This window comes from Streptomyces tritici (assembly GCF_048500665.1).
GTDB classification, from domain to species: domain Bacteria; phylum Actinomycetota; class Actinomycetes; order Streptomycetales; family Streptomycetaceae; genus Streptomyces; species Streptomyces tritici.
On the sequence record NZ_CP183183.1, the window covers coordinates 6,503,455 to 6,525,727 of the forward strand.

Genomic DNA, 22,273 nt, shown 5'->3' on the forward strand with positions numbered 1-22,273 from the left:
AGTCAGACAAGGGTGTAAGAGATGACTGCTCCCGGAGAGCCCCGGCGCCGACGGCGCGCCGATGCCGAGCGCAGCAGGACCGCCATCCTCGACGCGGCGGTCCGCCTGCTGCGGCAGCGCCCGGACGCCGGCATGGAGGCCATCGCGACCGAGGCCGGGGTCACGCGGCAGACGGTCTACGCCCACTTCTCGTCGCGTGAGGCGCTCCTCGCGGCGACCGTCGACCGGATCACCGAGGGCGCCGTCGCCGCGATGGAGGCCGCACGGCTCGACGAAGGGCCGGCCGCGGCCGCGCTGACCAGATTCCTCGACGTCTCCTGGCACTTCTTCGAGGACAACGCGCCCCTGCTCGGAGCCGTGTCGGCCGATGCGGCGGACGAGGACGAGCGGGCGCGCCACGAACCGGTCATCGGCCGCCTGGGCCGGCTCGTCGAACGGGGTCAGAAGGCGGGGGAGTTCGCCGCCGATCTGCCTCCGCACTGGCTGGTGGCCATGACCGTCGCCCTCGGACATGCCGCCGGTGACGAGGTGAACTCCGGCCGCATGACGAACTCCCGGGCGAGGGCCGCGCTTCGCACCACGGTCTTCCGTGTCCTCGGTGCCGCGGAGGATGTGAGCTGACCCCTCGTGGCGGTCTGTCAGACGAGCGCGAGCCGGTCCACCAGGAGATGCACCCTCCGCTCGGTGTCCTCCGGCGGGAGTCGTCGGGCCCGGGTGAGGGTGGCCAGGCCGTGCAGGGCCGCCCAGAACGTCTCGGTGAACAGGCCCGGATCGACGCCGTCCCCGGCGACCTCGTGGAGGTTGTCCAGTAGTGCGGCGAAGCCGTCCTTCAGTTGCTCGGGGGTGTCCTCCTGGGCGAACGCCAGGCCGCCGTCGAGCCGGAACATGGCGTCGTAGACCGCCGGGTTGCGTTCGGCGAAGTCCAGGTAGGCGCGGGCCAGGGCGGTGACCCGTGCGCGGGGGTCGTCCGTCGCCGCGGTCGCGGCCCGCAGCGCCACGGCCAGCTCGGTGGCGCCCTCGAGCGCGACGGCGCCGATGATCTCGCGCTTGCCGCGGAAGTGGCTGTAGAGGACGGGCTGGCTGTACTCGATGCGCTCGGCGAGCCGGCGCGTGGTGACCGCGTCCCAGCCCTGCTGCTCGGCGAGTTCGCGCGCCGTCCTCACGATGAGGCGCTCGCGCTCGGCTCGTTCGCGTTCCTTGCGTTCCTTTACCGACATGACTCGATCCTAGCACTGCTAGACAATCGAGCGGCAGTAGAGCTAGCGTTGCCTCATCGGCTAGCGACGCTAGATCGGGTCTCAGGAGGGGTTGCCATGCTCAATGCGCTTCAGGTGTTCACCACCGTGTCCGTCGGCCTCATGGTGGGAGTGGAGCTCTCCGTCGCCGTCGTGATCAACCGGATCCTCGACGCACTCCCCGAGGACAGCGGCCAACTGGGCCGCGCCCACGGCGGCCGGATGCTCGGCGCGGCGATGCCCGTCTGGTACGTCGCTTCCCTCGTCCTCGTCGCGGCCTGGGCCGTCGCGGGATGGCACGACCAGGGCACCGGGCTCGTCGTCACCGCCGCCGGGCTGCTGATCGTCAGCGTGATCATGTCGGTGCTTCTGCTCGTCCCGATCAACAACCGGGGCAAGACGTGGACGCCGGAGAACCGGCCCGCCGACTGGAAGGAGCAGATGAAGCGCTGGGACCGTTACCACTACGTCCGCGTCGCCGTCATCGTCGGCGCCTTCACCCTGCTCGTCGTCGCCCTCGTCTGAGCCCGCGGGCCCGGATGGTGCGTCCGCTCGTCGACCGTGACGGCACGCCAGGGGGCGCGCCCGGCCGGCCCGTCGTCCCGACGGGCCGGCCGTATGCGCGTCCGGATCGGCCCGGCCGCCGTATGCGCCGTCAGGCGCCGTCCTCCAGGCGGAAGCCGACCTTCAGGCCGACCTGGAAGTGCTCGATCTCGCCGTCGACCAGATGGCCGCGGACCTGGGTGACCTCGAACCAGTCGAGGCCCCGGAGGGTCTGCGAGGCGCGGGCGATGCCGTTGCGGACGGCCTGGTCGATGCCCTCGGTGGACGTGCCGACGATCTCGGTGACGCGGTAGGTGTGATTCGCCATGGGGGTCCGGCTCCTCTCGGTGCGTACCTCCCACCGTGCCGCACAGCCGCCCGGTCCGCGATCCGGGACTTGACCTACCCATTGGTCCAGACCAGAATCCAGGCCACACCCGTGCGAACCGTGCGTTCGGCCCCCCACGTCGGGTCCCCTCCCCCTGCCCCGACCGGGCCACGTCCGCAAAGGTGAGACCCCGTGAAGAACCGCCTCCTCGTCCGCCCCCTGGCGGTCCTGACCGTCCTCGCGCTCGGCGGCTGCGGGGTGCTTCCCGGCGAGGACGGGCCCGGGAGCCGTACCGTCAGCGTCTGGCTGATGAACGGCAGCGTCAGCGACGAGTTCCTGGACCGGTTCACCCGCGCGTACGAGTCCTCCCACCCCGGCATCGAACTGAAGTTCACGTTCCAGGAGTGGACCGGCATCGGCACCAAGGTCACCGCGGCCATCGAGGGGGCCGGCGGCCCGGACGTCATCGAGGTCGGCAACACCCAGGTCGCCCGGTACGCGGACACCGACAAGCTCTACGACCTCACCCTGGAGTCCGTCCGCGACCTGGACGCCCAGCACTGGCTGCCCGGCCTCGCCGAACCGGGCAGCATCGACGGCGCCCAGTACGGCATCCCCTGGTACGCGGCCAACCGTGTGGTCGTCTACAACAAGGACCTGTTCGAACGGGCCGGGGTCAAGAAGCTCCCGGTCACCCGCTCCCAGTGGACCGACGCCACCGAGAAGATCAACCGAACCGGCAGCCAGGGCATCTACCTCGCCGGCCAGGACTGGTACACCCTCGCCGGCTTCATCTGGGACGAGGGCGGCGAACTCGCCGTCGACAACGGCGGCGTCTGGGAGGGCGCCCTCGACAGCCCGGCGGCCCTGCGCGGCATGGCCTTCTACAAGGAGCTGCAGTCCCTCGGATCCGGTCCTGAGGACGCCGACGAGGAGACCCCGCCGCAGTCCGGCGTTTTCGCCAAGGGCGACGTCGCCCAGATCATCGCCACCCCCGGCATCACGGCCGCCATCGTCGAGCAGAACCCGCAACTCAAGGACAAGATCGGCTACTTCCCGATCCCCGGCAAGGCCGCGGGCAAGCCCTGTGCGGTGTTCACCGGCGGCTCCGACCTCATCGTCCCGGTCAACGCGCCCCAGCGCGCCGCGGCCATCGAGGTGGTCAAGGCCCTCGCCGGCGACGAGTGGCAGGCCGACCTCGCGCGCACCATGAACTACGTGCCCAACCGGACCACGCTCGCGAGCGTCGTCGAGGGCCAGGAGGCCACCCGCGCCATGGCCGTCGGCGCGGCCCGCGGCCGGGCCACCCCCAACTCGCCCCACTGGGCCGACGTCGAGGCCGCCAACCCGATCAAGCCGTACATGACCGCCGTGCTCCGGGGCGAGGACCCGGCCAGGGCCGCCCGCCGGGCCTCCGAGCAGATCTCGGACGCCCTCGCCGAGTAGCCCCGGGGCCCCGCGCGCCGGCCCCTCGGCGCCCGGCATCCGCCGCCCGGATCGTCCACCCGGTCATTCAGCCGTCGCACATCCCAGGGCCCCCACGACGTCATGTCGAATCCAGCCGGTCACGGAAGAAGTAAGGAGCGGGCCGCCGCACCCCGGCGGCACCGCTCACCGTCCCCTTCCGTACGCCGGAGGATCACGCCATGTCCGTATCGTCCGCAGTCGCCGTCGCCCCCGCCACCGAGGCCGAACCCCGGTACGTGGTGTCCCTCGCCCGCGACCAGGAGGAGATCCGCGCCGCCCAGCGGCTGCGCCACCTGGTCTTCGCGGGCGAGATGGGCGCCCGGCTCGACGGCCCCGAACCCGGCCTGGACTCCGACGCCTTCGACGCGTACTGCGACCACCTCCTCGTCCGCGAGGAGGCCACCGGCGAGATCGTCGGCACCTACCGCGTGCTGCCGCCGGACCGCGCCGCCGTCGCCGGCCGGCTCTACTCCGAGAGCGAGTTCGACCTCACCCGCCTCGCGCCCCTCCGGCACGACCTCGTCGAGGTCGGCCGCTCCTGCGTCCACCCCGCACACCGCAACGGCGCCGTCATCGCCCTCATCTGGGCCGGGCTCGCCCGCTACATGACCCGCACCGGCCACACCTGGCTGGCCGGCTGCTGTTCGATACCGCTCGGCGACGGCGGCGGTCTCGCCGCGGCCACCTGGGACACCGTCAAGGCCAAGCACCTCGCGCCCGAGGAGTACTGGGTCACCCCGCACAAGCTCTGGTCCCCGGACGGCGTCGCCCGCCCCGAGGGCCGCACCGAACTCCCGCCGCTGCTCCGCGGGTACCTGCGGCTCGGCGCCTGGGTCTGCGGCGCCCCGGCCCACGACCCCGACTTCAACGTGGCCGACCTGTACGTGCTGCTCTCGCTGCGCCGCACCAACCCCCGCTACCTGCGCCACTTCCTCTCGCTCGCCCCGGTGAAATGACCACCGGCACACCGACCTTGCCCGCCCCGGCCGTCTCGCCGTGGCTGCCCACCGCGCCCTGCACCCCCGGGGCGTGCACCGCGCACCCGGGTCCGGGGGCGCCCCAGGCCGGGCCGGTCCGGGCCGCCCTGCGGCTCGCCGCGGGACTCACCGTCGTGCTGCTCGGAGTGCTCTGCTCGCCCCTCGCGTTCGCCGTGTCCGCCGCCGCGCGGGCCGCGCTCGTACGGCTGTGGGCCCGGACGGTGCTGCGGGCCTTCGGCGTGCGCCCGGTCGTCCGCGGCGGGAAGGTTCCCGCGGACGGGGCGCAGCTCGTCGTCGCCAACCACGTCTCGTGGCTGGACATCGCCCTCATCGCGGCCGTGCTGCCCGGCCGCATGCTCGCCAAGAAGGAGATCCGCGACTGGCCCGTGCTCGGGCCGCTGGTCGCCCGCGGCGGCACCCTGTTCCTCGACCGGGACGGGCTGCGCGCCCTGCCCGGCACCGTCCGGCAGCTCGCCGCGACGCTCGCCGGCGGTACCCGGGTCATCGTCTTCCCCGAGGGCTCCACCTGGTGCGGCCGCGCCCAGGGCCGCTTCCGGCCCGCCGCCTTCCAGGCGGCGCTCGACGCCGGCGCGCCCGTCCAGCCCGTACGACTGCGCTACGCGCCCCACGGTCCGGCGGCCTTCGTCGCCGACGACCCCCTCGTCGCCTCGCTGCGCCGCATCGTCCGGGCCCGCTCCCTGACCGCCGAACTGACCGTCCTGCCGCCGATCCCGGCCGACGCGCACCCCGACCGCCGGGCCCTGGCCCGCGCCGCCCAGCAGGCGGTCACGGGCCGAGCCGTGGGCCCGGCGGCGGGGCCGGCCGTACCGGTCGAGGAGCGCGGCCTACCGGTTCGGCAGCCCGCCGTACCGATTCAGCGCACGCGGGCCAGCGACAGGGCGAACCTGCCCTCCCGGTCGGTCCACCACTGCGCCAGCTCCAGGCCGGCCTCCGCCAGCTCCGCCCGCACGCCCTCCTGACGGAACTTCGCCGACACCTCCGTCCGCAGCTCCTCGCCCGCCGCGAACGGCGCCGCCAGATCCAGCTCCGGGATCTTCACGGTCAGCGCGTGGCGGGCCCGGAGCCGCATCTCGATCCACTCCTGCTCACGGTTCCACAGCGCCACGTGGTCGAAGTCCGCCGGGTCCACGTCCGCGCCCAGCTCCCGGGCGAGCACCGCCAGCACGTTCTTGTTGAACTCCGCCGTCACCCCGGCCGCGTCGTCGTACGCGGCGACGAGCGTCGCCTCGTCCTTCACCAGGTCCGTGCCCAGCAGCAGCGCGTCCCCGGGGTCCAGCACCTCCCGCACCGCCCGCAGGAAGGTGCGCCGCTCCGCCGGCAGCAGGTTCCCGATCGTGCCGCCCAGGAAGGCCACGAGGCGCGGCCCCGGCGACGCGGGCAGCGCCAGGCCGCGCGTGAAGTCCGCGATCAGCGCGTGGATCCGCAGCCCCGGCCGCTCGGCGAGCAGCGCCCGGGCCGCGCCGGTCAGCGCCGACTCGCTCACGTCGACCGGCACGTACGTGTCGAGGTCCGGCAGCAGCGCGTCGATCAGGAACCGGGTCTTCTCCGACGAGCCCGAGCCCAGCTCCACCAGCGTCCGCGCCCCCGTCTCGGCGGCGATCCGCGGGGCGCGGTCGATGAGGATCTCCCGCTCGGCGCGCGTCGGGTAGTACTCGGGCAGCCGGGTGATCTCCTCGAACAGCTCGCTGCCGCGCGCGTCGTAGAACCACTTCGGAGGCAGCTCCTTGGGCGAGGCGGTCAGGCCGTACAGCACGTCGGAGCGCAGGTCGGCCTCGGTGGCGTCCTCGGGGAGGGTACGGGTCAGCTGGAACGGGCTCACGGGGACGGCTCCTCGATCGGGGACAGCACGACCTCGGCGCGGGTCGCGGTCAGCAGGGTCAGGTCCGGCGCCTCGCGCCAGCCGGGGTCGTCGTCGTACGGCTCCGAGGCCACGACCGTGCTCCGGCCGGCCTCGTCGCGCCGGTACCAGAGCGTGTCCCCCCACGCGGTCGCCCAGACCGAGCGCCCGTCGCACAGCAGCAGGTTCAGCCGCGCCCCAGGGGCCGCGCCGGCCACCTCGCGCACCGTCGCGGCCAGTGCCGCGCCCGGCTCGTCGCCGGCCCGGAGCCGGTGCAGGATCAGCGCCCACAGCAACGCCGAGTCGTTGCGCGCCTCCAGGGACAGCAGCTCCGCGGCCGGCAGCGCCGCGGCCACCTTGGCGAGCGAGTCGGGCCAGCCCGGCACCGCCCCGTTGTGGCTGAACAGCCAGGGACCGGAGGCGAACGGGGCCGCCGCGGCCTCCCCGTCCGCACCGGGCGCGGTGGCGTCGCGGACCGCGGCGAGCAGCGCGCCGGTGCGGACCACCCGCGCCAGGTCCGTGAACGACAGGTCCGCCCAGATCGGCCCCGCCCGGCGGTAGCGGGCCGGGACCGGGTCGCCGGGCGCGTACCAGCCCACGCCGAATCCGTCCGCGTTCACCGTGCCGTAGCGCTGCCGGCGCGGGGCCCAGGACTGGCGCAGCAGCCCGTGCGGCGGGTCCGACAGGACCGTGCCCAGCGCCACCGGATCGCCCACGTAGGCGACATGACGGCACATCAGACCGGCTCCGCGTCGCGGGCGGTGCGGAAACCGGAGAAGATCTGGCGGCGCACCGGATAGTCCCAGTTGCGGAACGTCCCCCGGCAGGCCACCGGGTCCACGGCGAACGAGCCGCCCCGCAGCACCTTGTACTCGTCGCCGAAGAAGACCTCCGAGTACTCCTTGTACGGGAACGCGCGGAACCCCGGGTACGGCAGGAAGTCGCTGCTCGTCCACTCCCACACGTCGCCGATCAGCTGGCGCACGCCGAGCGGCGAGCGACCCTCCCGGTAGCTGCCGGCCGGCGCCGGGCTCAGATGCCGCTGGCCCAGGTTCGCGTGGGCGGGCTCCGGGTCGGCGTCGCCCCACGGATAGCGGCGCGAGCGGCCGCTCGCCGGGTCGTGGCGGGCCGCCTTCTCCCACTCGGCCTCCGTCGGCAGCCGCCGGCCCGCCCAGCGGGCGTAGGCGTCCGCCTCGTACCAGGAGACGTGCACCACCGGCTGGTCCTCCGGCACCGGCTCCTCCACGCCGAAGCGGCGGCGCAGCCACTGCCCGCCGTCCTGGCGCCAGAACAGCGGGGCGGCGATGGAGTGCTTCCGGATCTGTGACCAGCCCTCGGGCTGCCACCAACGCGGGTCCGTGTAGCCGCCGTCGGCCATGAACCGCAGGTACGCGCCGTTCGTGACGGGCACGGTGTCGATGAAGTACGCGGGCACGAACCGGGTATGCGCCGGGCGCTCGTTGTCCAGCGCCCACGGCTCGTCGGAGGTGCCCATGGAGAACGGGCCGCCCGGCACGTGCACTTCGGCCGGCAGCAGATCGCCCGCGCCGTCGGCGGGCGGCGGGGGAGCGCTGAGTGCGGCCGGGCCCTTGCGCAGCTGATGGGTGATCAGCATCGTCTCGTCGTGCTGCTGCTCGTGCTGCGCGATCATGCCGAAGGCGAAGGCCGACTCGACCAGCGGCCGGCCTTCGAGAGCCGTGGTGTCGAGCACGTCGAGGACCCGGGTGCGCACGTCCGCGGCGTACGCGCGGGCCTCGGCCGGCGGCAGCAGCGGCAGCGACGGCCGCTCCGCCCGTGGATGCTCGAAGGCGTCGTAGACCGAGTCGATCTCGGGGCGCAGCGCGGCGCGGCCGGCCACCGTCCGCCACAGCCACAGCTCCTCCTGGTTGGAGATGTGCGCCAGGTCCCACACCAGCGGCGACATCAACGGTGAGTGCTGGGCCGTCAGTTCGCCGTCGTCCACGCAGTCGGTGAGCAGCGAGGTGCGCTTCCTGGCGGTCAGCAGGGCGTCCAGCGCACGCTGCCGCAGACCCGTCCCGTCGACCGTCGTCATGACAGCACCTCCTTCGCGTCGAGCACGTCGTCGGCGGGACATCGGCCCCGCAGGACGTAGCGGTCGTGGAACGCGGCCACCGCGTCGAGTACTTCGGTGGTCGCGCCGATCCTGGGCAGCGCCTCCAGCGCCGCCTCGAAACAGACCAGGGCCGCGGCGTGCAGCTCCGGGTCGGCCAGTCCGTGCCGCGCCGCGTTCAGCCACAGCGGGTTGCGCGGCGCGGGCCCGGCGCCCGCCAGCTCCCCGAGCGGCTTGACCGCCCGGTAGCACGTCTCGGCGGCGGCCGGATCGTCGAAGAGCGCCGTGGTGACCGCCACCGGCACCCGCCAGCCGTCCGGGCCCGGCTGGGCGTCGATCATCCGCAGCTCCAGATGCCCGCGCGGCCGGACCGGCGGGAACAGCGTGGTCAGGTGGTACGCGAGGTCCCCGGGCAGCGGCGGCCGGGGCCGCCCCGACCGCAGCCAGGCGCGGAACGTCAGCCCCTCCGGCACCTCCCAGGGGCCCTCCTCGGTACGGATGCACATCACCGGCGCGTCCAGGACGTGCGCCGCCCAGGCCGCCCGCGGCTCGACGCCGGGCGGCGGGGCCAGCGCGCGCACCGGGTCCAGACGCGCCCACAGCGCCTGCCGGGTGGAGCGCCAGCCGGTCCGACGCCGCCCGTACACCGGCGAATTCGCGAACGCGGCCACGAGGACCGCGCCGAGGAGATGGGCCAGCTGCCAGCGGCGGTGATGGCCGAGCGGCCCCGGTTCTTCCTGCCCGGCGTCGAGGCAGACCTGTACGGAAGCCGAGTCGCACATCATGGCCCGGCCGTCGGGCCCGTTGCGGGCGAGCGCGGTCTCCATCGCCTCGTACCGCGGCTCGCGCAGGATCCGCTCGCGCCCCGCGTGCCAGGGGTCGACGCCATGGTCCCCGAGGGCCAGGCCGAGCGGATGGAGGGTGTCCCGGACGACCTCCAGATCGGCGGACAGGAGGTCCAGGCATTCCATGAGGGAGGCGGCGGGCGGCGAGCTGAGCTCCAGCTGCCCGCCGGGTTCGACGGTGAGCGCCGAGACCAGCGCACGGTCACGGACGGCGCCGAGCGCGGCCGAGAGACGGGTTGCGGGGACGGGGAGCCGGGGCAGCGAGCGCTCGTGTATCAGCCACTCCAGCTCGGCCCCGACCGTACGGGGCGGGCCGGTCTTGAAACAGATGCACCGCAGCAGGTCCTCGGCGTCGTCCTCGGTCAGAGGGCGGTCCTGCGGGAGCTGCGGTCCACCGGCGGTGCGGTCGCCAGGCGACATTCTGATCCTCCTGTGGAAGGCTCTGACTCCACCTAAAGCCACGGTCGTGAGCCCTGCAAGAGCGCCTCCTGTGCCGCCGGACGCGCCGGGCGGGTTTCTGCCCGGCCGTCACCGGTGCAAACGCCCCTCCGGCGGCCGGGCGAAATTCCTTTGCCGCCGCTCCGGGGAATCGATCATGCTGGCGGGCATGAGCGCACGACTGCGGGCCCTGGCACGCGAGACCGAGGACATCGTCGAGGCCGGCCGCTACCGCGCCCCCGGCGGCGGGTGGGTGTCCATCGAGGCGGAGCTGACCGCCGCCGTGGAGGGCACGCGGCTGTACGGCCCCGAGCCGGTGGCCGTCACGCCGGACACCGACCGCAGCACCCGCTTCGAGGTCACCGGCGAGGGCAGCCTCGGCGCCGCCCGCCGGCTCGCGGAGGCGGACCGGGGAGCGGACCCGGTGGCGGTCCTGAACTTCGCCTCGGCCCGCAACCCGGGCGGCGGCTACCTCAACGGCGCGCAGGCCCAGGAGGAGGCCGTCTGCCGTGGCTCGGCGCTCTACACCACGCTGCTGCGCGTCCCCGCGTACTACGAGCACCACCGCGCCCACCGGGACGCCTTCTACACGGACCGGGTGATCCTCTCGCCCGGCGTCCCCGTCTTCCGCGACGACCGCGACCGGCTGCTCGACGTGCCGTACACCGCCGGCTTCCTCACCTCGCCCGCGCCGAACGCGGGCGTGATCAGGCGGCAGACGCCCGAGCTCGCCGAGCGGATACCGGACGCGCTCGCCGGGCGCGCCGAGCGCGTCCTGGAGACCGCGGTGGCAGGCGGCTACCGGCGGCTCGTGCTCGGCGCCTGGGGCTGCGGCGTGTTCATGAACGACCCGGCGGTCGTGGCCGGGGTCTTCCGGGACCTCCTCACAGGCGAGGGCCGGTTCGCCGGCCATTTCGACCGGGTGGTCTTCGCGGTGCTGGACCGCACCAAGGACCGTACGACCCTCGGCGCCTTCCGCACGGCCTTCGCGAAGGAGACGGCGGGGACGGAGGAGAGCGTGGGGACGGCGTAGCGCACGCGCGGACCGCCTGGAGCGCGCGGGACGGCCGGAGCGTGCGGAAACGGCCTGGGGCGCGCGGACGGCCGAGGCCGCATCACGGCCTTCCACTGCCGCGCTCCCGCGGCAGCGCGGCGGCCCCGCGTCGAAGGGGGCACCGAATCCGGCCGACCGCCGGACACGCGGCCGGACGCTTCTGGAAAGATGCCGTGCGCGATGAGCCACTCACCGAAGCATCCCGCCGGACACCCCGCCCCCACCAGCGCCGACGTGGCGCGCCTCGCGGGGGTCTCCCGGGCCACCGTCAGCTACGTGCTGAACAACACCGCCGCCGTGCGGATCAGCGACCGCACCCGCCGCCGGGTGCGCGAGGCCGCCGAGGAACTCGGCTACGTCCCGCACGCCGCGGCGCGCAGCCTGCGCGCCGGGCACACCCGCATGGTGCTGCTGCCGACCGCCCACGTCCCGGTCGGCCCGCTCTACAGCCGCTTCTTCGACGAACTCCAGTGGGCCCTGCGGCGCCTGGACTACACGGTCGTCCAGTACGGCAGCCTCGGCATGGACGGCGACGAGGCGGCCCGCGCCTGGGCGGAGCTGCGCCCCGTCGCGGTGGTCGCCTTCGGCGAGATCGCGCTGACCCCGCAGGGCGTCGAGGTCCTCAAGCGCTCCGGCGCGCGAGCCGTGATCACCTTGGGCGCGCACCAGGTCGAGGGGGCCCACGCGCTCGTCCTCGACCAGGCGGAGGTCGGCCGGCAGGCGGTGGCGCACCTCGTGGAGCGCGGCCGGCGCCGGATCGGCGTGATCATGCCCGAGGACCGCCGCCTGGACTTCTTCTCCGTCCCCCGGCTGGAGGGCGCCCGGCAGGCCGCGGCCGGCACCGGCGCCGAGATCGTGCCCGTGCCGCTGCGGCACGAGGAGGAACCCGCGGCCGAGCTCGCCGGACGCTGGCGCGACCTCGGGCTCGACGCCGTGTTCGCGTACAACGACGAGTACGCGATGCTGCTCATGCGGGCGCTCCAGGACGCCGGGATCGACGTCCCGGGGGAGACCGCCGTGGTCGGCGCGGACGACCTGCTCCTCGGCCGGCTGCTGCGGCCCCGGCTCAGCACCGTGCAGATCGACATGGTGATCGGCCGTCACCTCGCCGAGCTGGTGGACCGCGCGGTCCGCGATCCGGGCGGCGCACCCGAGCGGCACGACCTGATGGCGGCGCGGCTGATCCACCGCGAGTCGAGCTGAGCGCGGCCGGGCCGGCGCCCGGTCCCTCCGTGCCCCGTGCCGACCGGGCGAACGGCCCCCGGCGGGCTTAGCGTCGGGGCATGAGCACAGTTCCGCAGCGTTTCGAGATCCTGGTGGTGCCCGAGCACGTGGAGGACCGCGGCCGGGCCTCGGTCGAGGACAGCGCCGTACGGGCCGCGGTGGTCGAGGCCACCGGGGAACGGGGGAACTCCGGCTACCCCCGGTACGCCGGTCACGGCGTCGTCGCCGACATCGACCCGGAGACCCGCACCGTCGAGGCGATCCTGCTCGACGGCCGGGAACTCGACTACGGGCTCACCTGCCTCGTACGCGACGCCGACGGGCGCTGAGCGAGCCGCCGACCATTTGGTCGGTGTACACACCAGGCAATTCGCCCGCGGGCGGTTGACAGGGGTCGCGGCGGGGCACACAGTGGGCGCGGCCCCGCCCCGCGAACGCGCGTTCACCGGGCGGCGCGCCAGGACGCACAGGCAGTGGCCGCACAGGCACCGGAACGCGCGGGTCCGCGGGGGCCCGCGAGGGGACAGGGGAGTCAGACCCGATGAGCATCCGCGACGTGTACATCGTCGACGCCGTCCGCACACCGATCGGCAGGTTCGGCGGCGCGCTCGCCGGCGTGCGCCCCGACGACCTCGCCGCCCACGTCGTGAAGGCGCTCGTCGCCCGCACCCCCGACCTCGACCCGGCCCGCATCGACGACGTGTACTTCGGCGACGCCAACGGCGCCGGCGAGGACAACCGCGACGTGGCCCGCATGGCCGTGCTGCTCGCCGGCCTGCCGGCCTCCGTGCCCGGCGTCACCCTCAACCGGCTCTGCGGGTCCGGACTGGAGGCCGTGATCCAGGCCGCCCGCGCCATCGCCCTCGGCGACGCCCACATCGCCCTCGCCGGCGGCGTCGAGTCGATGTCCCGCGCCCCCTGGGTGCTGCAGAAGCCCGAGCGGGCCTTCCCGGCCGGCCACCAGCAGATGTACTCGACCACCCTCGGCTGGCGCATGACCAACCCGAGGATGCCCGCCGAGTGGACCGTCTCCCTCGGCGAGGGCGCCGAACTCGTCGCCGACAAGCACGCGATCACTAGGGAGCAGCAGGACGCCTTCGCCCTCGAGAGCCACCGCAAGGCCGCCGAGGCGTGGGCCAAGGGCCTGTACGACGGCGAGGTCGCCGGCTACCCGGGCGTGGACCTGGCCCGTGACGAGTGCATCCGCGACAACACGTCCATGGAGGCGCTCGCCAAGCTGAAGCCGTCCTTCCGTCCCGAGGGCGGCACGGTCACCGCCGGCAACGCCTCCCCGCTCAACGACGGCGCGGCCTGCCTCCTCCTGGTCGACGAGGAGGGGCTGCGCGCCACCGGCCGCGAGCCGCTGGCCCGGATCCGCGCCTCCGCCGTCACCGGCATCGAGCCGCAGCTGTTCGGCCTGGGCCCGGTCGAGGCGGTCCGCAAGGCGCTGGAGAAGGCGGGCCGGTCCTTCGCCGACCTCTCCGTCTTCGAGCTGAACGAGGCCTTCGCCGCCCAGTCGCTGGGCTGCCTCGCCGAGTGGCCCGAACTGGACCCGGGCATCGTCAACCCGCGCGGCGGCGCCATCGCCGTCGGGCACCCCCTCGGCGCCTCCGGCGCGCGCCTCGCCGGCGCCGTCGCCCACCAGCTCGCCGCGGCCGGCTCGGGCACCGGCCTCGCGGCGCTGTGCATCGGCGTCGGCCAGGGCCTCGCGCTGGTCCTGGAGCGCTGACCGGCCCGTAGGCGTACGTACGCGTACGAGACGACGCGCGCACACGGAAAGGCGCGGGGCCGGGGAGTACTCCCCGGCCCCGCGCCCGTACGCCCGAGCTGCCCGGCCTACCGGCTCACGCGCCCTGCCGGCCCGCCGCATCCGCGACGGACTTGCGCACCTCGTCCATGTCGAGCTTCCGCGCCTGACCGATCAGGTCCTCCAGGGCCGCCTCCGGCAGCGCGCCCGGCTGCGCGTACACGGCGACCTTGTCGCGGACGATCATCAGCGTCGGGATCGAACGGATCTCGAACGCGGCGGCCAGCTCCTGCTGCGCCTCCGTGTCGACCTTGGCGAAGACCAGGTCCTCGTGACGCTCGGAGGCCTGCTCGAAGACCGGGGCGAACTGGCGGCAGGGCCCGCACCACGCCGCCCAGAAGTCGATGAGAACGAAGTCGTTGTCGCTCACGATCTGGTCGAAGTTGTCCTTGGTGAGCTCGACGGTGCTCATGGCCTCTACCTCTTCCCGGTCCACTCTGGACTCGCCACCCACAACCGCTGCCCCGGCCCGCCTATTCCAATCGCCCCGCTGCCCGTACCTGTGGCCCTGCCCCGGCGCCGCCGCCAGACTGGGGTCCATGACGCGAGCCGTTGAATACGACGTGGTGGTGCTGGGGGCCGGTCCGACCGGCGAGAACGTGGCCGGACGGGTCCGGGAGGCCGGACTGAGCGTGGCAGTGGTGGAGAGCGAGCTCGTCGGCGGCGAGTGCTCGTACTGGGCGTGCATGCCCAGCAAGGCGCTGCTCCGCCCCGTGATCGCGCGCGCCGACGCCCGCCGGACGCCCGGACTGCGCGACGCGGCCGCGGGCGAGCTCGACGTCGCCGCCGTGCTCGCCCACCGCGACGCGGAGGCCGCCCACTGGAAGGACGACGGACAGGTCGCCTGGGTCGAGTCCGTCGGCGCCCGCCTCTACCGGGGCCACGGCCGGCTGCGCGGCCCCCGTACGGTCGTCGTCGACGGGCCCGAGGGCGAGCACCACGTCCTGACCGCGCGGCACGCCGTCGCCGTGTGCACCGGCACCCGCCCCGCCCTGCCCGAACTGCCCGGCCTGGCGGGCGCGAAGGCATGGACCAGCCGTGAGGCCACCAGCGCCCGGTCCGCCCCCGGCCGGCTCGCGATCGTCGGCGGGGGAGTGGTGGCCGTGGAGATGGCCACCGCCTGGCAGGCGCTCGGCTCCCACGTCACCCTGCTCGTGCGCGGCTCCGGCGTCCTGGAGCGGATGGAGCCGTTTGCCGGTGAGCACGTGCTCGCCGCGCTCCGCGACGCGGGCGCGGACGTCCGCACCGGCGCCTCCGTCACCGCGCTGGTGCGCCAGGACGGCGGCCCGGTGACCGTCGTCATGGAGGGCGGCGACACGGTGGAGGCCGACGAGGTGCTGTTCGCCACCGGTCGCGCGCCGCGCACCGACGACCTGGGCCTGGAGACCGTGGGCCTCGACCCCGGCGACTGGCTCTCCGTCGACGACAGTCTCCGCGTCGTCGGCCACGACTGGCTGTACGGCGTCGGGGACGTGAACCGCCGCGCCCTGATGACCCATCAGGGAAAGTACCAGGCCCGCATCGCCGGCGATGTGATCGCCGCCCGCGCCGCAGGCAACTCATCTCTGGCCACCGGGCGTTGGGGCGCGCACGCCGCCACCGCCGACCACGCGGCCCAGCCGCAGGTCGTGTTCACCGATCCGGAGGTCGGCGCCGTCGGCCTCACCCTCGCCCAGGCCGAACGAGCAGGCCACCGCGTCCGCGCCGTCGACCAGGACCTCACCTCCGTCGCCGGCGCGGGCCTCTACGGCGACGACTACCGCGGCCACGCCCGCCTCGTGGTCGACCTCGACCGCCAAGTCCTGTTGGGCGCCACGTTCGTCGGCCCCGGCACCGGCGAACTCCTCCACTCCGCGACGATCGCCGTCGCCGGCGAGGTCCCCCTCGACCGCCTCTGGCACGCCGTCCCCGCCTACCCCACCCTCAGCGAGATCTGGCTCCGCCTCCTGGAGGCGTACCGCGAGGCATAGGGCGTCGTCGCTGTCCGAGAGTGCCGGGGGAGTGCCGCGGGCGCGGAAGAATTTTCGAGCATCGAAAGTCCCTGGCAGATAGGCTGGGGCGGCCCCTGCGGCCCGGTGCGAGCGCCCACGACGAGAACGGCGACCGACTCGACCATCGGCTTGTCGCGAGGGCGAGGGACATCACCGGACTGTACGGGGAGAGGCCGCGCGCGGCCTCTCCCGAGCGCTTCAACGGGGGGCTGCCATGGAGTTGGCCGAGCTGTTCAGCATCGCTGACCTGGAGGCGGCGATCGCCGCCGGACACGTGACGCGCAAGGTGCACCCGTCCCTCCCGATCTCCATCCTCACGTACACGCGCACGGTCCAGTACGAGCGCGCCTGGACGCCGGTCACCACGCGCTGCCGCGGCCTGGTCGCCGAGAACGGGACCGGGCGGATCGTCGCGCACTGCCTGCCGAAGTTCTTCAACGTCGGCGAGCACGAGGCGGGGCAGCCATACGCGCCCGCGCTGCCGGACGAGCCGTTCGAGGTGTACGACAAGGTCGACGGCAGCCTCGGCGTGGTCTTCCACTACGCGGACCGGTGGCGGGTCGCGTCCAAGGGGTCGTTCGGCAGCGAGCAGGCGACCTGGGCGCAGCGCCGGCTGGACGGGCTGGACACCTCCGCGCTGACGCCCGGGGTCACGTACCTCACCGAGATCCTCTACCCGCAGAACCGGATCGTCGTCGACTACGGCGACCGGCGCGACCTGGTGCTGCTCGCCGCGTTCCGGGCCGACGGCACGGAGATGCCGCTCGCCGAGGCGGCGCCGCAGTGGGAGGGGATCGGCTCGGTCGTCACCGTGTGGCCGGCGATGCCGCTGGACGAGCTGACCAAGCTCGCCGAGACCAACACCCTGCCCGGCGGCGGGACCGCGACCGGCACCGACGCCGAGGGCTTCGTGCTCCGCTTCGCCTCCGGCGTCCGGGCGAAGGCCAAGCTCGCCGAGTACGTGCGCCTGCACAAGGTCCTGACCGGCGTCACCGAGCGGGACATCTGGCGCAGCCACGGCATCGAGCGCTTCGCCGGCACGGCCGTGAAGCGGCTGGCGCAGGGCCTGGGGCTGTCCGTCGCCGAGCTCGGCGGGGTGCAGTCGCAGGGCGGCCGGCCGCTGGAGGCGCTGCTGCAGCAGGTGCCGGACGAGTTCGACGCCTGGGTGCGCGGGGTCGTGGCCCGCCTGGAGGACGAGGCCGCCGCCCGCGAGCGCGCCATCGACGAGGCGTACGCCTCCGTCGCCCATCTGGCCGCGGACCGGGGCGCGTTCGCCCGCGCGGTCCGGGAGCTGCCGGTCGACGCCGGCATCCGCTCGGCGCTGTTCCTGCGCCTGGACGGCAAGTCGACCGCCCTGCTGGTCTGGAAGCATGTGCGCCCCGAGGCGTCCGACCCCTTCGCCACCGACGAGGAGAACTGAACCGTGCCCGCCACCGTCCCCGCCGTCCCCGTGATCCACGTGATGACGGGACTTCCCGCCTCCGGCAAGACGACCGCCGCGAGGAAGCTGCAGGCCGAGTCCGAGGGCCGGATGCGCCGCGTCAACCTGGACGACCTGCGGGCCATGTTCGACGTGCCGGCGCCCGAGCGCCGTTCGCACGCCCATGAGCAGACCGTGCTCGCCGTCCAGGACGCCGCCGTCCGCGAGGCCGTCGCGGGCGGCTTCGACGTCGTCGTCGACAACACCCACCTGACGCCGCACATACCCAAGCGGCTGAAGGCGGCGGTCACCGGCCTCGCCGTCGACTTCGTCGTGCACGACTTCACCGACGTCCCGGTGGAGGAGTGCCTCCGCCGCGACGCGGTGCGCGAGCGCCCGGTCGGCGAGGAGATCATCCGGATCCTCGCCGACAAGCACGCCAAGGCCCGCCGGGGCGGCTGGCGGCTCACCGCGGAGTGGCTCGGCGACCGGCCGGGGGTCCAGGCGTACGTGCACGACCCCGCGCTGCCGTCGGCGGTGCTGTGCGACATCGACGGCACGCTCGCGCTGCGCGGGGACCGCGGGCCGTACGACTTCTCCCGCTGCGACACCGACCTGCTCAACCCGCCGGTGCGGCAGGCGCTGCGGGCCTTCCGGGCCACGGACAACGACACGATCGTGCTGCTGTCCGGCCGCAGCGAGGACCACCGCGAGATCACCGAGCAGTGGCTGAAGCGGCACGACGTCCCGTACGACGAGCTGTGGATGCGTGCCTCGGGCGACACGCGCAGCGACGACATCGTCAAGGCCGAACTCTTCGACGCACACGTCCGCCATCGCTACGCCGTCCGGGTCTCCCTGGACGACCGCGACCGCGTGGTCGCCGTCTGGCGCCGCATGGGCCTGCCGACCTGGCAGGTCAACTACGGGAACTTCTGAGGCGCACAGCCGACAGGGTGAGTGAGCCCCGGACCGGGAGCTGGGGTTCTCCGGTCCGGGGCTCCGATCACTCCCGGCTGCCCCGCACCTCGTCGCGCACCGCGCGAACGGAGCGGATCGCCGTGATCATCTTCTGGGCGAGTGCGGGAACCTGATCGAAGAGATGCCCCACGACCGTGAAGCCCCCGACGACCGCGGCGGTTCCCACGGTCACCCATCCGGCCAACTCCATACGGCTCCTTTCAGAGAGGGTTTCGGCGCCAGGCAGGAGACGGACGCCCCCGACCCCAACCCAGGGATGTCCATCCGCCTCGCCCTGATCCGCGCCGACTCTCTCTGCCAGAACCACGGGAATTCGCAGGCGACTTGAGTCTACCGAGGCCGACTGTCGTTGTCCGGCGGTCCTCGGGAGGCGCTTGTCGCCCCGGACGGGACCGTGCCTCCGCCCATCCGGGTGAAGGAGCGGGCCGAGCCGGGACGTCGGCCATGGCGAGCAGGCCGGACTCGGGCATCGTCGGTCGCCGGCGGTACGTGCCCGTCACCCTCGCACCGCCGCAAGGAGCGCTGATGGAGCGGACCAACGACTACCCCGCGACCTGCGCCGGCTGTGGTGGGACCGTGGCGGCCGGGGCGGGGGTGCTGGTCGGGCTGCGGCCCAAGGGGTGGGCGGTGTACCACCCGGAGCATGTGCGCGAGCCGGGGCCACCGGTTCCGCACGAGCATCCCGGGTGGCATCGGCGGGGGCTGACCGCGTTCGACGTGGCAGCGACCGGGCACCGGACCGCCGTGGACCGGATCCTCGCGGCCTCGGTGCGGTGCGCCGACGGCACGGCGCGCGACTGGCTGGTCGATCCGGGTGCGGGGCCGCTCGCCGTGGACCCGGCCAAGCGGCACGGGATCACCGTGGAGCGGGCCCGCGCCGAGGGCGTCCCGGCCGTGCGGGCGCTCGACGAGGTGGCGGAGCTGCTGGCCGGGCGGCTCGCGGCGGGGGAGCCGCTGGTCGTCTGGTACGCGCCGTACGTGCTGACGCTGCTGGAGACCGAGCTGACCCGGCACGGACTGCCCACCCTCGGCGAGCGCGCGCCCCATGGTCTCGCCCCGGTGTGCGACCCGCTGGTCCTGGACCGGCACGCCGACCCGTACCGTTCCGGCGGCCGGTCCCTGGAGCGCGTCACCGCCTGGTACGGCGTACCGCACGACCGCCCCGGCGACGCCGCCTCCGACGCCGAGGCCACCCTGGCGCTCGCGCAGACCCTCGGCGCCCGCTACCCGGCGCTCGCCCGCTTCTCCCCGCCGGCCCTGCACAACGAGCAACTCCTGTGGAACGCCGCCGCCCACGGCCGGCACGACCCGGATTCCTGGCCGCTCGCGCCCGTCGAGCCGCGGCCGTGGAGCGCCCATGGTCCCGCCTGAGCGGGTGCGCCGCCCGGGGTCACTCCCCTGGCTCAGGTGAGCCCGCACGCGACTTGCCGATGGACACCGTGCGCTCAGGCTGGGATGGAGCCCATCCCGGAGAAGGGAGAAGACCCCGTGAGCACGGTGACCAAGAAGAGCGAGATCACGTCGCAGACCCTCGAGCTGTTCGACGTGGCAGTCGGCGAGGAGGACTGGGACGCACTGAGGGAGGACCCGGAGAGGTTCTTCCGATCGCGCCTCGAACCGGATCACAAGGTGAACGGCATCTGCGTCGACGCCAGGGCTCTGGCGTCACCGCAGCTGATCGCCGGCGGCTTCGTCACGCTCGTCCATGTCAGCGGCGGCCCGTTCGACTCGTACTACTTCGTGCCGCAGCGAGAGGAGTGAGCACGAACCCGTGACAGCGGCCGCCGGACACCCGTCCGGCGGCCGTCGGCCGTCCTGCCGGTGCCGCTGCGCCGCTACGCCCGCCCGATCAGCCGCTGCGCCGCCGCGCGGGCGGCCTCCAGGGCCGGGCGGGGGTCCGGGCCGCCCGGGGTGGCGCGGCCGAGGACCGCGCGGGTGCTCAAGCCATCGAGGAGGGCGAGGAGTTCGGAGGCGCGGGCCGGGACGTCGAGGTCCGGGAAGCGGCCCTGGGCGACGCCCTTGGCGAGCAGCGTCTCCAGGTCCTGCTGCCAGGCCAGGTCCATCTCCTCCTGGGCGGTCCGCAGCGCTTCGTTGGCCGGGGCGCGGGCCCACAGCTCGATCCAGAGCATCCAGCGCGGGTCGCGCGGACCACGCGGCAGGTAGAGCTCCAGGAAGCGGTCCAGCTTCCGCTCCGCGCCGATCCGCCGCCCCAGCAGCGCCTTGCGCTCCTCCGTCAGCGCGGCCTCGCTCCAGCGCAGGGCGGCGAGCAGCAGCAGGTCCTTGGAGCCGAAGTAGTACAGGATGTGGCCGCCGCTGGTGCCCAGCCGCTCCGCGAGCGCCGACATGGTGAGCGAGGCCAGGCCGTTCTCGGCGATGGCCGCCATGGCCTCCTCGAGCATCCGCTCCTGCGCGATGTGCCCGTCCCGCCGTCGTGCTGCCCCTGCCACCATCCCCGCCTCGTGCCGGTCGAAAGGTCGTCCGGGCACGACCCTAACCGCAACCTCCGGGGGCTTGACGCCGGACCGGCCCTTCCCACATCTTGAATGCCGTTCTAAAACTTAGAACGACATTCAAGATCCGGCCGGGTTCCGGTACGGAAGAACGGAGCGCGGTGTGATCGAACAGCGGACCCCCACGACCGCCGGTCGCGACGAGGTGTTCCAGGTCGAGGGCCACGGCATCGACCCCATCCCCGACGACGAACGGCACGGCAGCGCCAAGGACGTCTTCTGGCTCTGGTTCGGCTCGAACCTGACCTTCACCTACGTCATCAACGGCGCCCTCGCCGTCGCCTTCGGGCTCTCCTTCTGGCAGGCCACCGCCGTCGTGGTCATCGGCGGGCTGTCCTTCTTCGCCATCAGCGCCGCCGGCCTCAGCGGCAGCCGCACCGGCACCGCGACCCTCGTCGTCTCCCGCGCCGCCTTCGGCGTCCGCGGCAACTGGCCCGCCGGACTGCTCAACTGGGTCGTCAGCATCGGCTACACCATCGTCAACACGGTCGTCGGCACCCTCGCCCTCGAAGCCTTCTTCGCCGACCTCGGCTGGTCCGGCGGCCACGCCCCGCGCGCCCTCGCCCTCGCCGTCACCCTCGCGCTGACCTTCGCCATCGCCCTGTGGGGCCACGCCACCGTGCAGTTCGCCGAGCGCTGGGCCGCGTACGTGCTCGCCGTCGGCTTCGCCGCGCTCCTCGTCTTCCTGCTGCCGGGCGCGGACACCGGCGCCCCCGCCGCCGCGCCCGGCGCCTCCGGCTGGAGCCTCGCCTTCGTCGTCATGCTCGCGGGCCCGTTCTCGTACCTGCCGATGCCCGCCGACTACACCCGCTACCTGCCCCGCACCACCACCCTGCGGGCCGTCACCTGGAGCGGGGCGCTCGGCGGCTTCCTGTCCTCCGTCGCCCTCGGCGTCGCGGGCGTCGCCGCCGCCACGCAGACCGACATGACGGACGCGGTCGCGGGCGCCGAGAAGCTGCTGCCCGGCTGGTTCCAGCCGCTGTTCCTCGCCCTCGTGCTCGGCGGCTCGGTCACCAACTCGATCATCACGCTCTACTCCTCCAGCCTCAACCTCCAGGTCCTCGGCATTCCGTGGAGCCGCGCCAAGGCCATCGTGATCAGCGCCGCCGTCACCGCGGCCGGATCGCTCGGCGCGCTGTTCCTCACCGACTTCACCGCCTCGCTGCTCTCCTTCCTCTCCCTGCTGATCATCGTCTTCGCCCCCTGGGGCGGCGTCTTCCTCGCCGACATGCTGCTGCGCCGCTGCCGCTACGACGCCGAAGCGCTGCACGCCGGCCCCGGCGGCGCCTACTGGTACCGGGCGGGCTACCACCCCGCCGGACTGGCCGCCCTGCTCGCCGGCATGGTCTTCGCCGCCCTCACCTGCGACTCCGAGCTGTGGACCGGCCCCCTCGTCGCCTCGCTCGGCGGCGCGGACCTCACCCTCCTCGGCGCGCCCGTCGCCGCCCTCGTGTACGTGCTGCTGGCCCGCGGCCGGACCGCCGTACCCGCGACCCTCGCGACGCCCGCCCTCTGACCCTTCGA

Annotated in this window: 24 protein-coding genes; 15 read left to right on the forward strand and 9 right to left on the reverse strand. The window is 73.9% G+C overall.

The window, feature by feature from the left end:
- Positions 1 to 21 precede the first annotated feature (21 nt).
- Positions 22 to 621, forward strand: a complete 600-nt coding sequence (locus tag ACNJ93_RS29860; protein ID WP_418960568.1) for a TetR/AcrR family transcriptional regulator — start codon at positions 22 to 24, stop codon at positions 619 to 621.
- 17 nt (positions 622 to 638) lie between these two features.
- Here the strand turns inward: ACNJ93_RS29860 and ACNJ93_RS29865 are convergent, their stop codons facing one another.
- Entirely contained in the window at positions 639 to 1,217 is a 579-nt protein-coding gene (locus ACNJ93_RS29865; protein ID WP_418960569.1) for a TetR/AcrR family transcriptional regulator, read from the reverse strand.
- A gap of 96 nt (positions 1,218 to 1,313) precedes the next feature.
- Between ACNJ93_RS29865 and ACNJ93_RS29870 the strand changes: the two genes are divergently transcribed.
- Positions 1,314 to 1,760 (forward strand): anthrone oxygenase family protein, encoded by a 447-nt coding sequence (locus ACNJ93_RS29870; protein WP_418960570.1) that lies wholly within the window; start codon positions 1,314 to 1,316, stop codon positions 1,758 to 1,760.
- A 130-nt stretch (positions 1,761 to 1,890) separates the two neighbouring features.
- Here the strand turns inward: ACNJ93_RS29870 and ACNJ93_RS29875 are convergent, their stop codons facing one another.
- Positions 1,891 to 2,106 (reverse strand): dodecin, encoded by a 216-nt coding sequence (locus tag ACNJ93_RS29875; RefSeq protein WP_418960571.1) that lies wholly within the window; start codon positions 2,104 to 2,106, stop codon positions 1,891 to 1,893.
- 192 nt (positions 2,107 to 2,298) lie between these two features.
- Here ACNJ93_RS29875 and ACNJ93_RS29880 point away from each other — a divergent pair, with 192 nt between their 5' ends.
- The 3 genes from ACNJ93_RS29880 (at position 2,299) to ACNJ93_RS29890 (ending at position 5,530) form a co-directional block, all read left to right on the forward strand.
- The gene (locus tag ACNJ93_RS29880) at positions 2,299 to 3,552 is read left to right on the forward strand and encodes an extracellular solute-binding protein (RefSeq protein WP_418960572.1); all 1,254 of its coding nucleotides are present in this window, start codon (positions 2,299 to 2,301) and stop codon (positions 3,550 to 3,552) included.
- 200 nt (positions 3,553 to 3,752) lie between these two features.
- A complete protein-coding gene (locus ACNJ93_RS29885) occupies positions 3,753 to 4,529 on the forward strand; it encodes a GNAT family N-acetyltransferase (RefSeq protein WP_418960573.1) in 777 nt (258 codons plus the stop codon).
- Positions 4,526 to 5,530: a lysophospholipid acyltransferase family protein gene (locus ACNJ93_RS29890; RefSeq protein WP_418960574.1), complete on the forward strand. Its 1,005-nt coding sequence runs from the start codon at positions 4,526 to 4,528 to the stop codon at positions 5,528 to 5,530. Before ACNJ93_RS29885 ends, ACNJ93_RS29890 begins: the two co-directional genes overlap by 4 nt.
- Here the strand turns inward: ACNJ93_RS29890 and egtD are convergent.
- The 4 genes from egtD to egtA are packed head-to-tail and all read right to left on the reverse strand — an operon-like array spanning position 5,425 to position 9,744.
- The gene (egtD, locus tag ACNJ93_RS29895; protein WP_418960575.1) at positions 5,425 to 6,390 is read right to left on the reverse strand and encodes an L-histidine N(alpha)-methyltransferase; all 966 of its coding nucleotides are present in this window, start codon (positions 6,388 to 6,390) and stop codon (positions 5,425 to 5,427) included. The two genes, ACNJ93_RS29890 and egtD, sit on opposite strands and share 106 nt — an antisense overlap.
- Positions 6,387 to 7,145, reverse strand: a complete 759-nt coding sequence (gene egtC, locus ACNJ93_RS29900; RefSeq protein WP_418960576.1) for an ergothioneine biosynthesis protein EgtC — start codon at positions 7,143 to 7,145, stop codon at positions 6,387 to 6,389. The genes egtD and egtC overlap by 4 nt, the downstream gene beginning before the upstream one ends.
- Positions 7,145 to 8,461, reverse strand: a complete 1,317-nt coding sequence (gene egtB, locus ACNJ93_RS29905; RefSeq protein ID WP_418960577.1) for an ergothioneine biosynthesis protein EgtB — start codon at positions 8,459 to 8,461, stop codon at positions 7,145 to 7,147. Before egtB ends, egtC begins: the two co-directional genes overlap by 1 nt.
- Positions 8,458 to 9,744, reverse strand: coding sequence for an ergothioneine biosynthesis glutamate--cysteine ligase EgtA (gene egtA, locus ACNJ93_RS29910; RefSeq protein WP_418960578.1), 1,287 nt, complete (start codon positions 9,742 to 9,744; stop codon positions 8,458 to 8,460). The genes egtB and egtA overlap by 4 nt, the downstream gene beginning before the upstream one ends.
- Positions 9,745 to 9,931: 187 nt before the next feature.
- On the opposite strand from egtA, the gene ACNJ93_RS29915 reads away from it, so the two are divergent.
- From ACNJ93_RS29915 to ACNJ93_RS29930, 4 genes are all read left to right on the forward strand, one after another.
- Positions 9,932 to 10,795, forward strand: coding sequence for a TIGR02452 family protein (locus ACNJ93_RS29915; protein WP_418960579.1), 864 nt, complete (start codon positions 9,932 to 9,934; stop codon positions 10,793 to 10,795).
- A 201-nt stretch (positions 10,796 to 10,996) separates the two neighbouring features.
- On the forward strand, positions 10,997 to 12,019 hold the full coding sequence (locus tag ACNJ93_RS29920) for a LacI family DNA-binding transcriptional regulator (protein ID WP_418960580.1): 1,023 nt from the start codon (positions 10,997 to 10,999) through the stop codon (positions 12,017 to 12,019).
- An 80-nt stretch (positions 12,020 to 12,099) separates the two neighbouring features.
- A complete protein-coding gene (locus tag ACNJ93_RS29925; RefSeq protein WP_418960581.1) occupies positions 12,100 to 12,369 on the forward strand; it encodes a hypothetical protein in 270 nt (89 codons plus the stop codon).
- A 212-nt stretch (positions 12,370 to 12,581) separates the two neighbouring features.
- Positions 12,582 to 13,769, forward strand: a complete 1,188-nt coding sequence (locus tag ACNJ93_RS29930; protein WP_418960582.1) for a thiolase family protein — start codon at positions 12,582 to 12,584, stop codon at positions 13,767 to 13,769.
- Between the two features lie 115 nt (positions 13,770 to 13,884).
- Here the strand turns inward: ACNJ93_RS29930 and trxA are convergent, their stop codons facing one another.
- On the reverse strand, positions 13,885 to 14,259 hold the full coding sequence (gene trxA / locus ACNJ93_RS29935; protein WP_418960583.1) for a thioredoxin: 375 nt from the start codon (positions 14,257 to 14,259) through the stop codon (positions 13,885 to 13,887).
- Positions 14,260 to 14,386: 127 nt separating this feature from the next.
- Here trxA and ACNJ93_RS29940 point away from each other — a divergent pair, with 127 nt between their 5' ends.
- From ACNJ93_RS29940 to ACNJ93_RS29950, 3 genes are all read left to right on the forward strand, one after another.
- Positions 14,387 to 15,817, forward strand: coding sequence for a dihydrolipoyl dehydrogenase family protein (locus ACNJ93_RS29940; RefSeq protein WP_418960584.1), 1,431 nt, complete (start codon positions 14,387 to 14,389; stop codon positions 15,815 to 15,817).
- Positions 15,818 to 16,052: 235 nt separating this feature from the next.
- Complete coding sequence (locus tag ACNJ93_RS29945; protein WP_418960585.1) at positions 16,053 to 17,258, forward strand: T4 RnlA family RNA ligase; 1,206 nt, start codon at positions 16,053 to 16,055, stop codon at positions 17,256 to 17,258.
- 3 nt (positions 17,259 to 17,261) lie between these two features.
- The gene (locus ACNJ93_RS29950) at positions 17,262 to 18,197 is read left to right on the forward strand and encodes an AAA family ATPase (RefSeq protein ID WP_418960586.1); all 936 of its coding nucleotides are present in this window, start codon (positions 17,262 to 17,264) and stop codon (positions 18,195 to 18,197) included.
- Between the two features lie 67 nt (positions 18,198 to 18,264).
- On the opposite strand, the gene ACNJ93_RS29955 is transcribed toward ACNJ93_RS29950, so the two are convergent.
- The gene (locus ACNJ93_RS29955) at positions 18,265 to 18,429 is read right to left on the reverse strand and encodes a hypothetical protein (protein ID WP_418960587.1); all 165 of its coding nucleotides are present in this window, start codon (positions 18,427 to 18,429) and stop codon (positions 18,265 to 18,267) included.
- Between the two features lie 335 nt (positions 18,430 to 18,764).
- Between ACNJ93_RS29955 and ACNJ93_RS29960 the strand changes: the two genes are divergently transcribed.
- Both ACNJ93_RS29960 and ACNJ93_RS29965 read left to right on the forward strand, forming a co-directional pair.
- The gene (locus ACNJ93_RS29960; RefSeq protein WP_418960588.1) at positions 18,765 to 19,610 is read left to right on the forward strand and encodes a hypothetical protein; all 846 of its coding nucleotides are present in this window, start codon (positions 18,765 to 18,767) and stop codon (positions 19,608 to 19,610) included.
- Between the two features lie 117 nt (positions 19,611 to 19,727).
- Positions 19,728 to 20,000, forward strand: coding sequence for a hypothetical protein (locus ACNJ93_RS29965; protein ID WP_418960589.1), 273 nt, complete (start codon positions 19,728 to 19,730; stop codon positions 19,998 to 20,000).
- 74 nt (positions 20,001 to 20,074) lie between these two features.
- Here ACNJ93_RS29965 and ACNJ93_RS29970 read toward each other — a convergent pair whose 3' ends face one another.
- Positions 20,075 to 20,686, reverse strand: coding sequence for a TetR/AcrR family transcriptional regulator (locus ACNJ93_RS29970; protein ID WP_418961578.1), 612 nt, complete (start codon positions 20,684 to 20,686; stop codon positions 20,075 to 20,077).
- Positions 20,687 to 20,852: 166 nt separating this feature from the next.
- On the opposite strand from ACNJ93_RS29970, the gene ACNJ93_RS29975 reads away from it, so the two are divergent.
- Positions 20,853 to 22,265, forward strand: a complete 1,413-nt coding sequence (locus ACNJ93_RS29975) for a purine-cytosine permease family protein (RefSeq protein ID WP_418960590.1) — start codon at positions 20,853 to 20,855, stop codon at positions 22,263 to 22,265.
- Positions 22,266 to 22,273 lie beyond the last annotated feature (8 nt).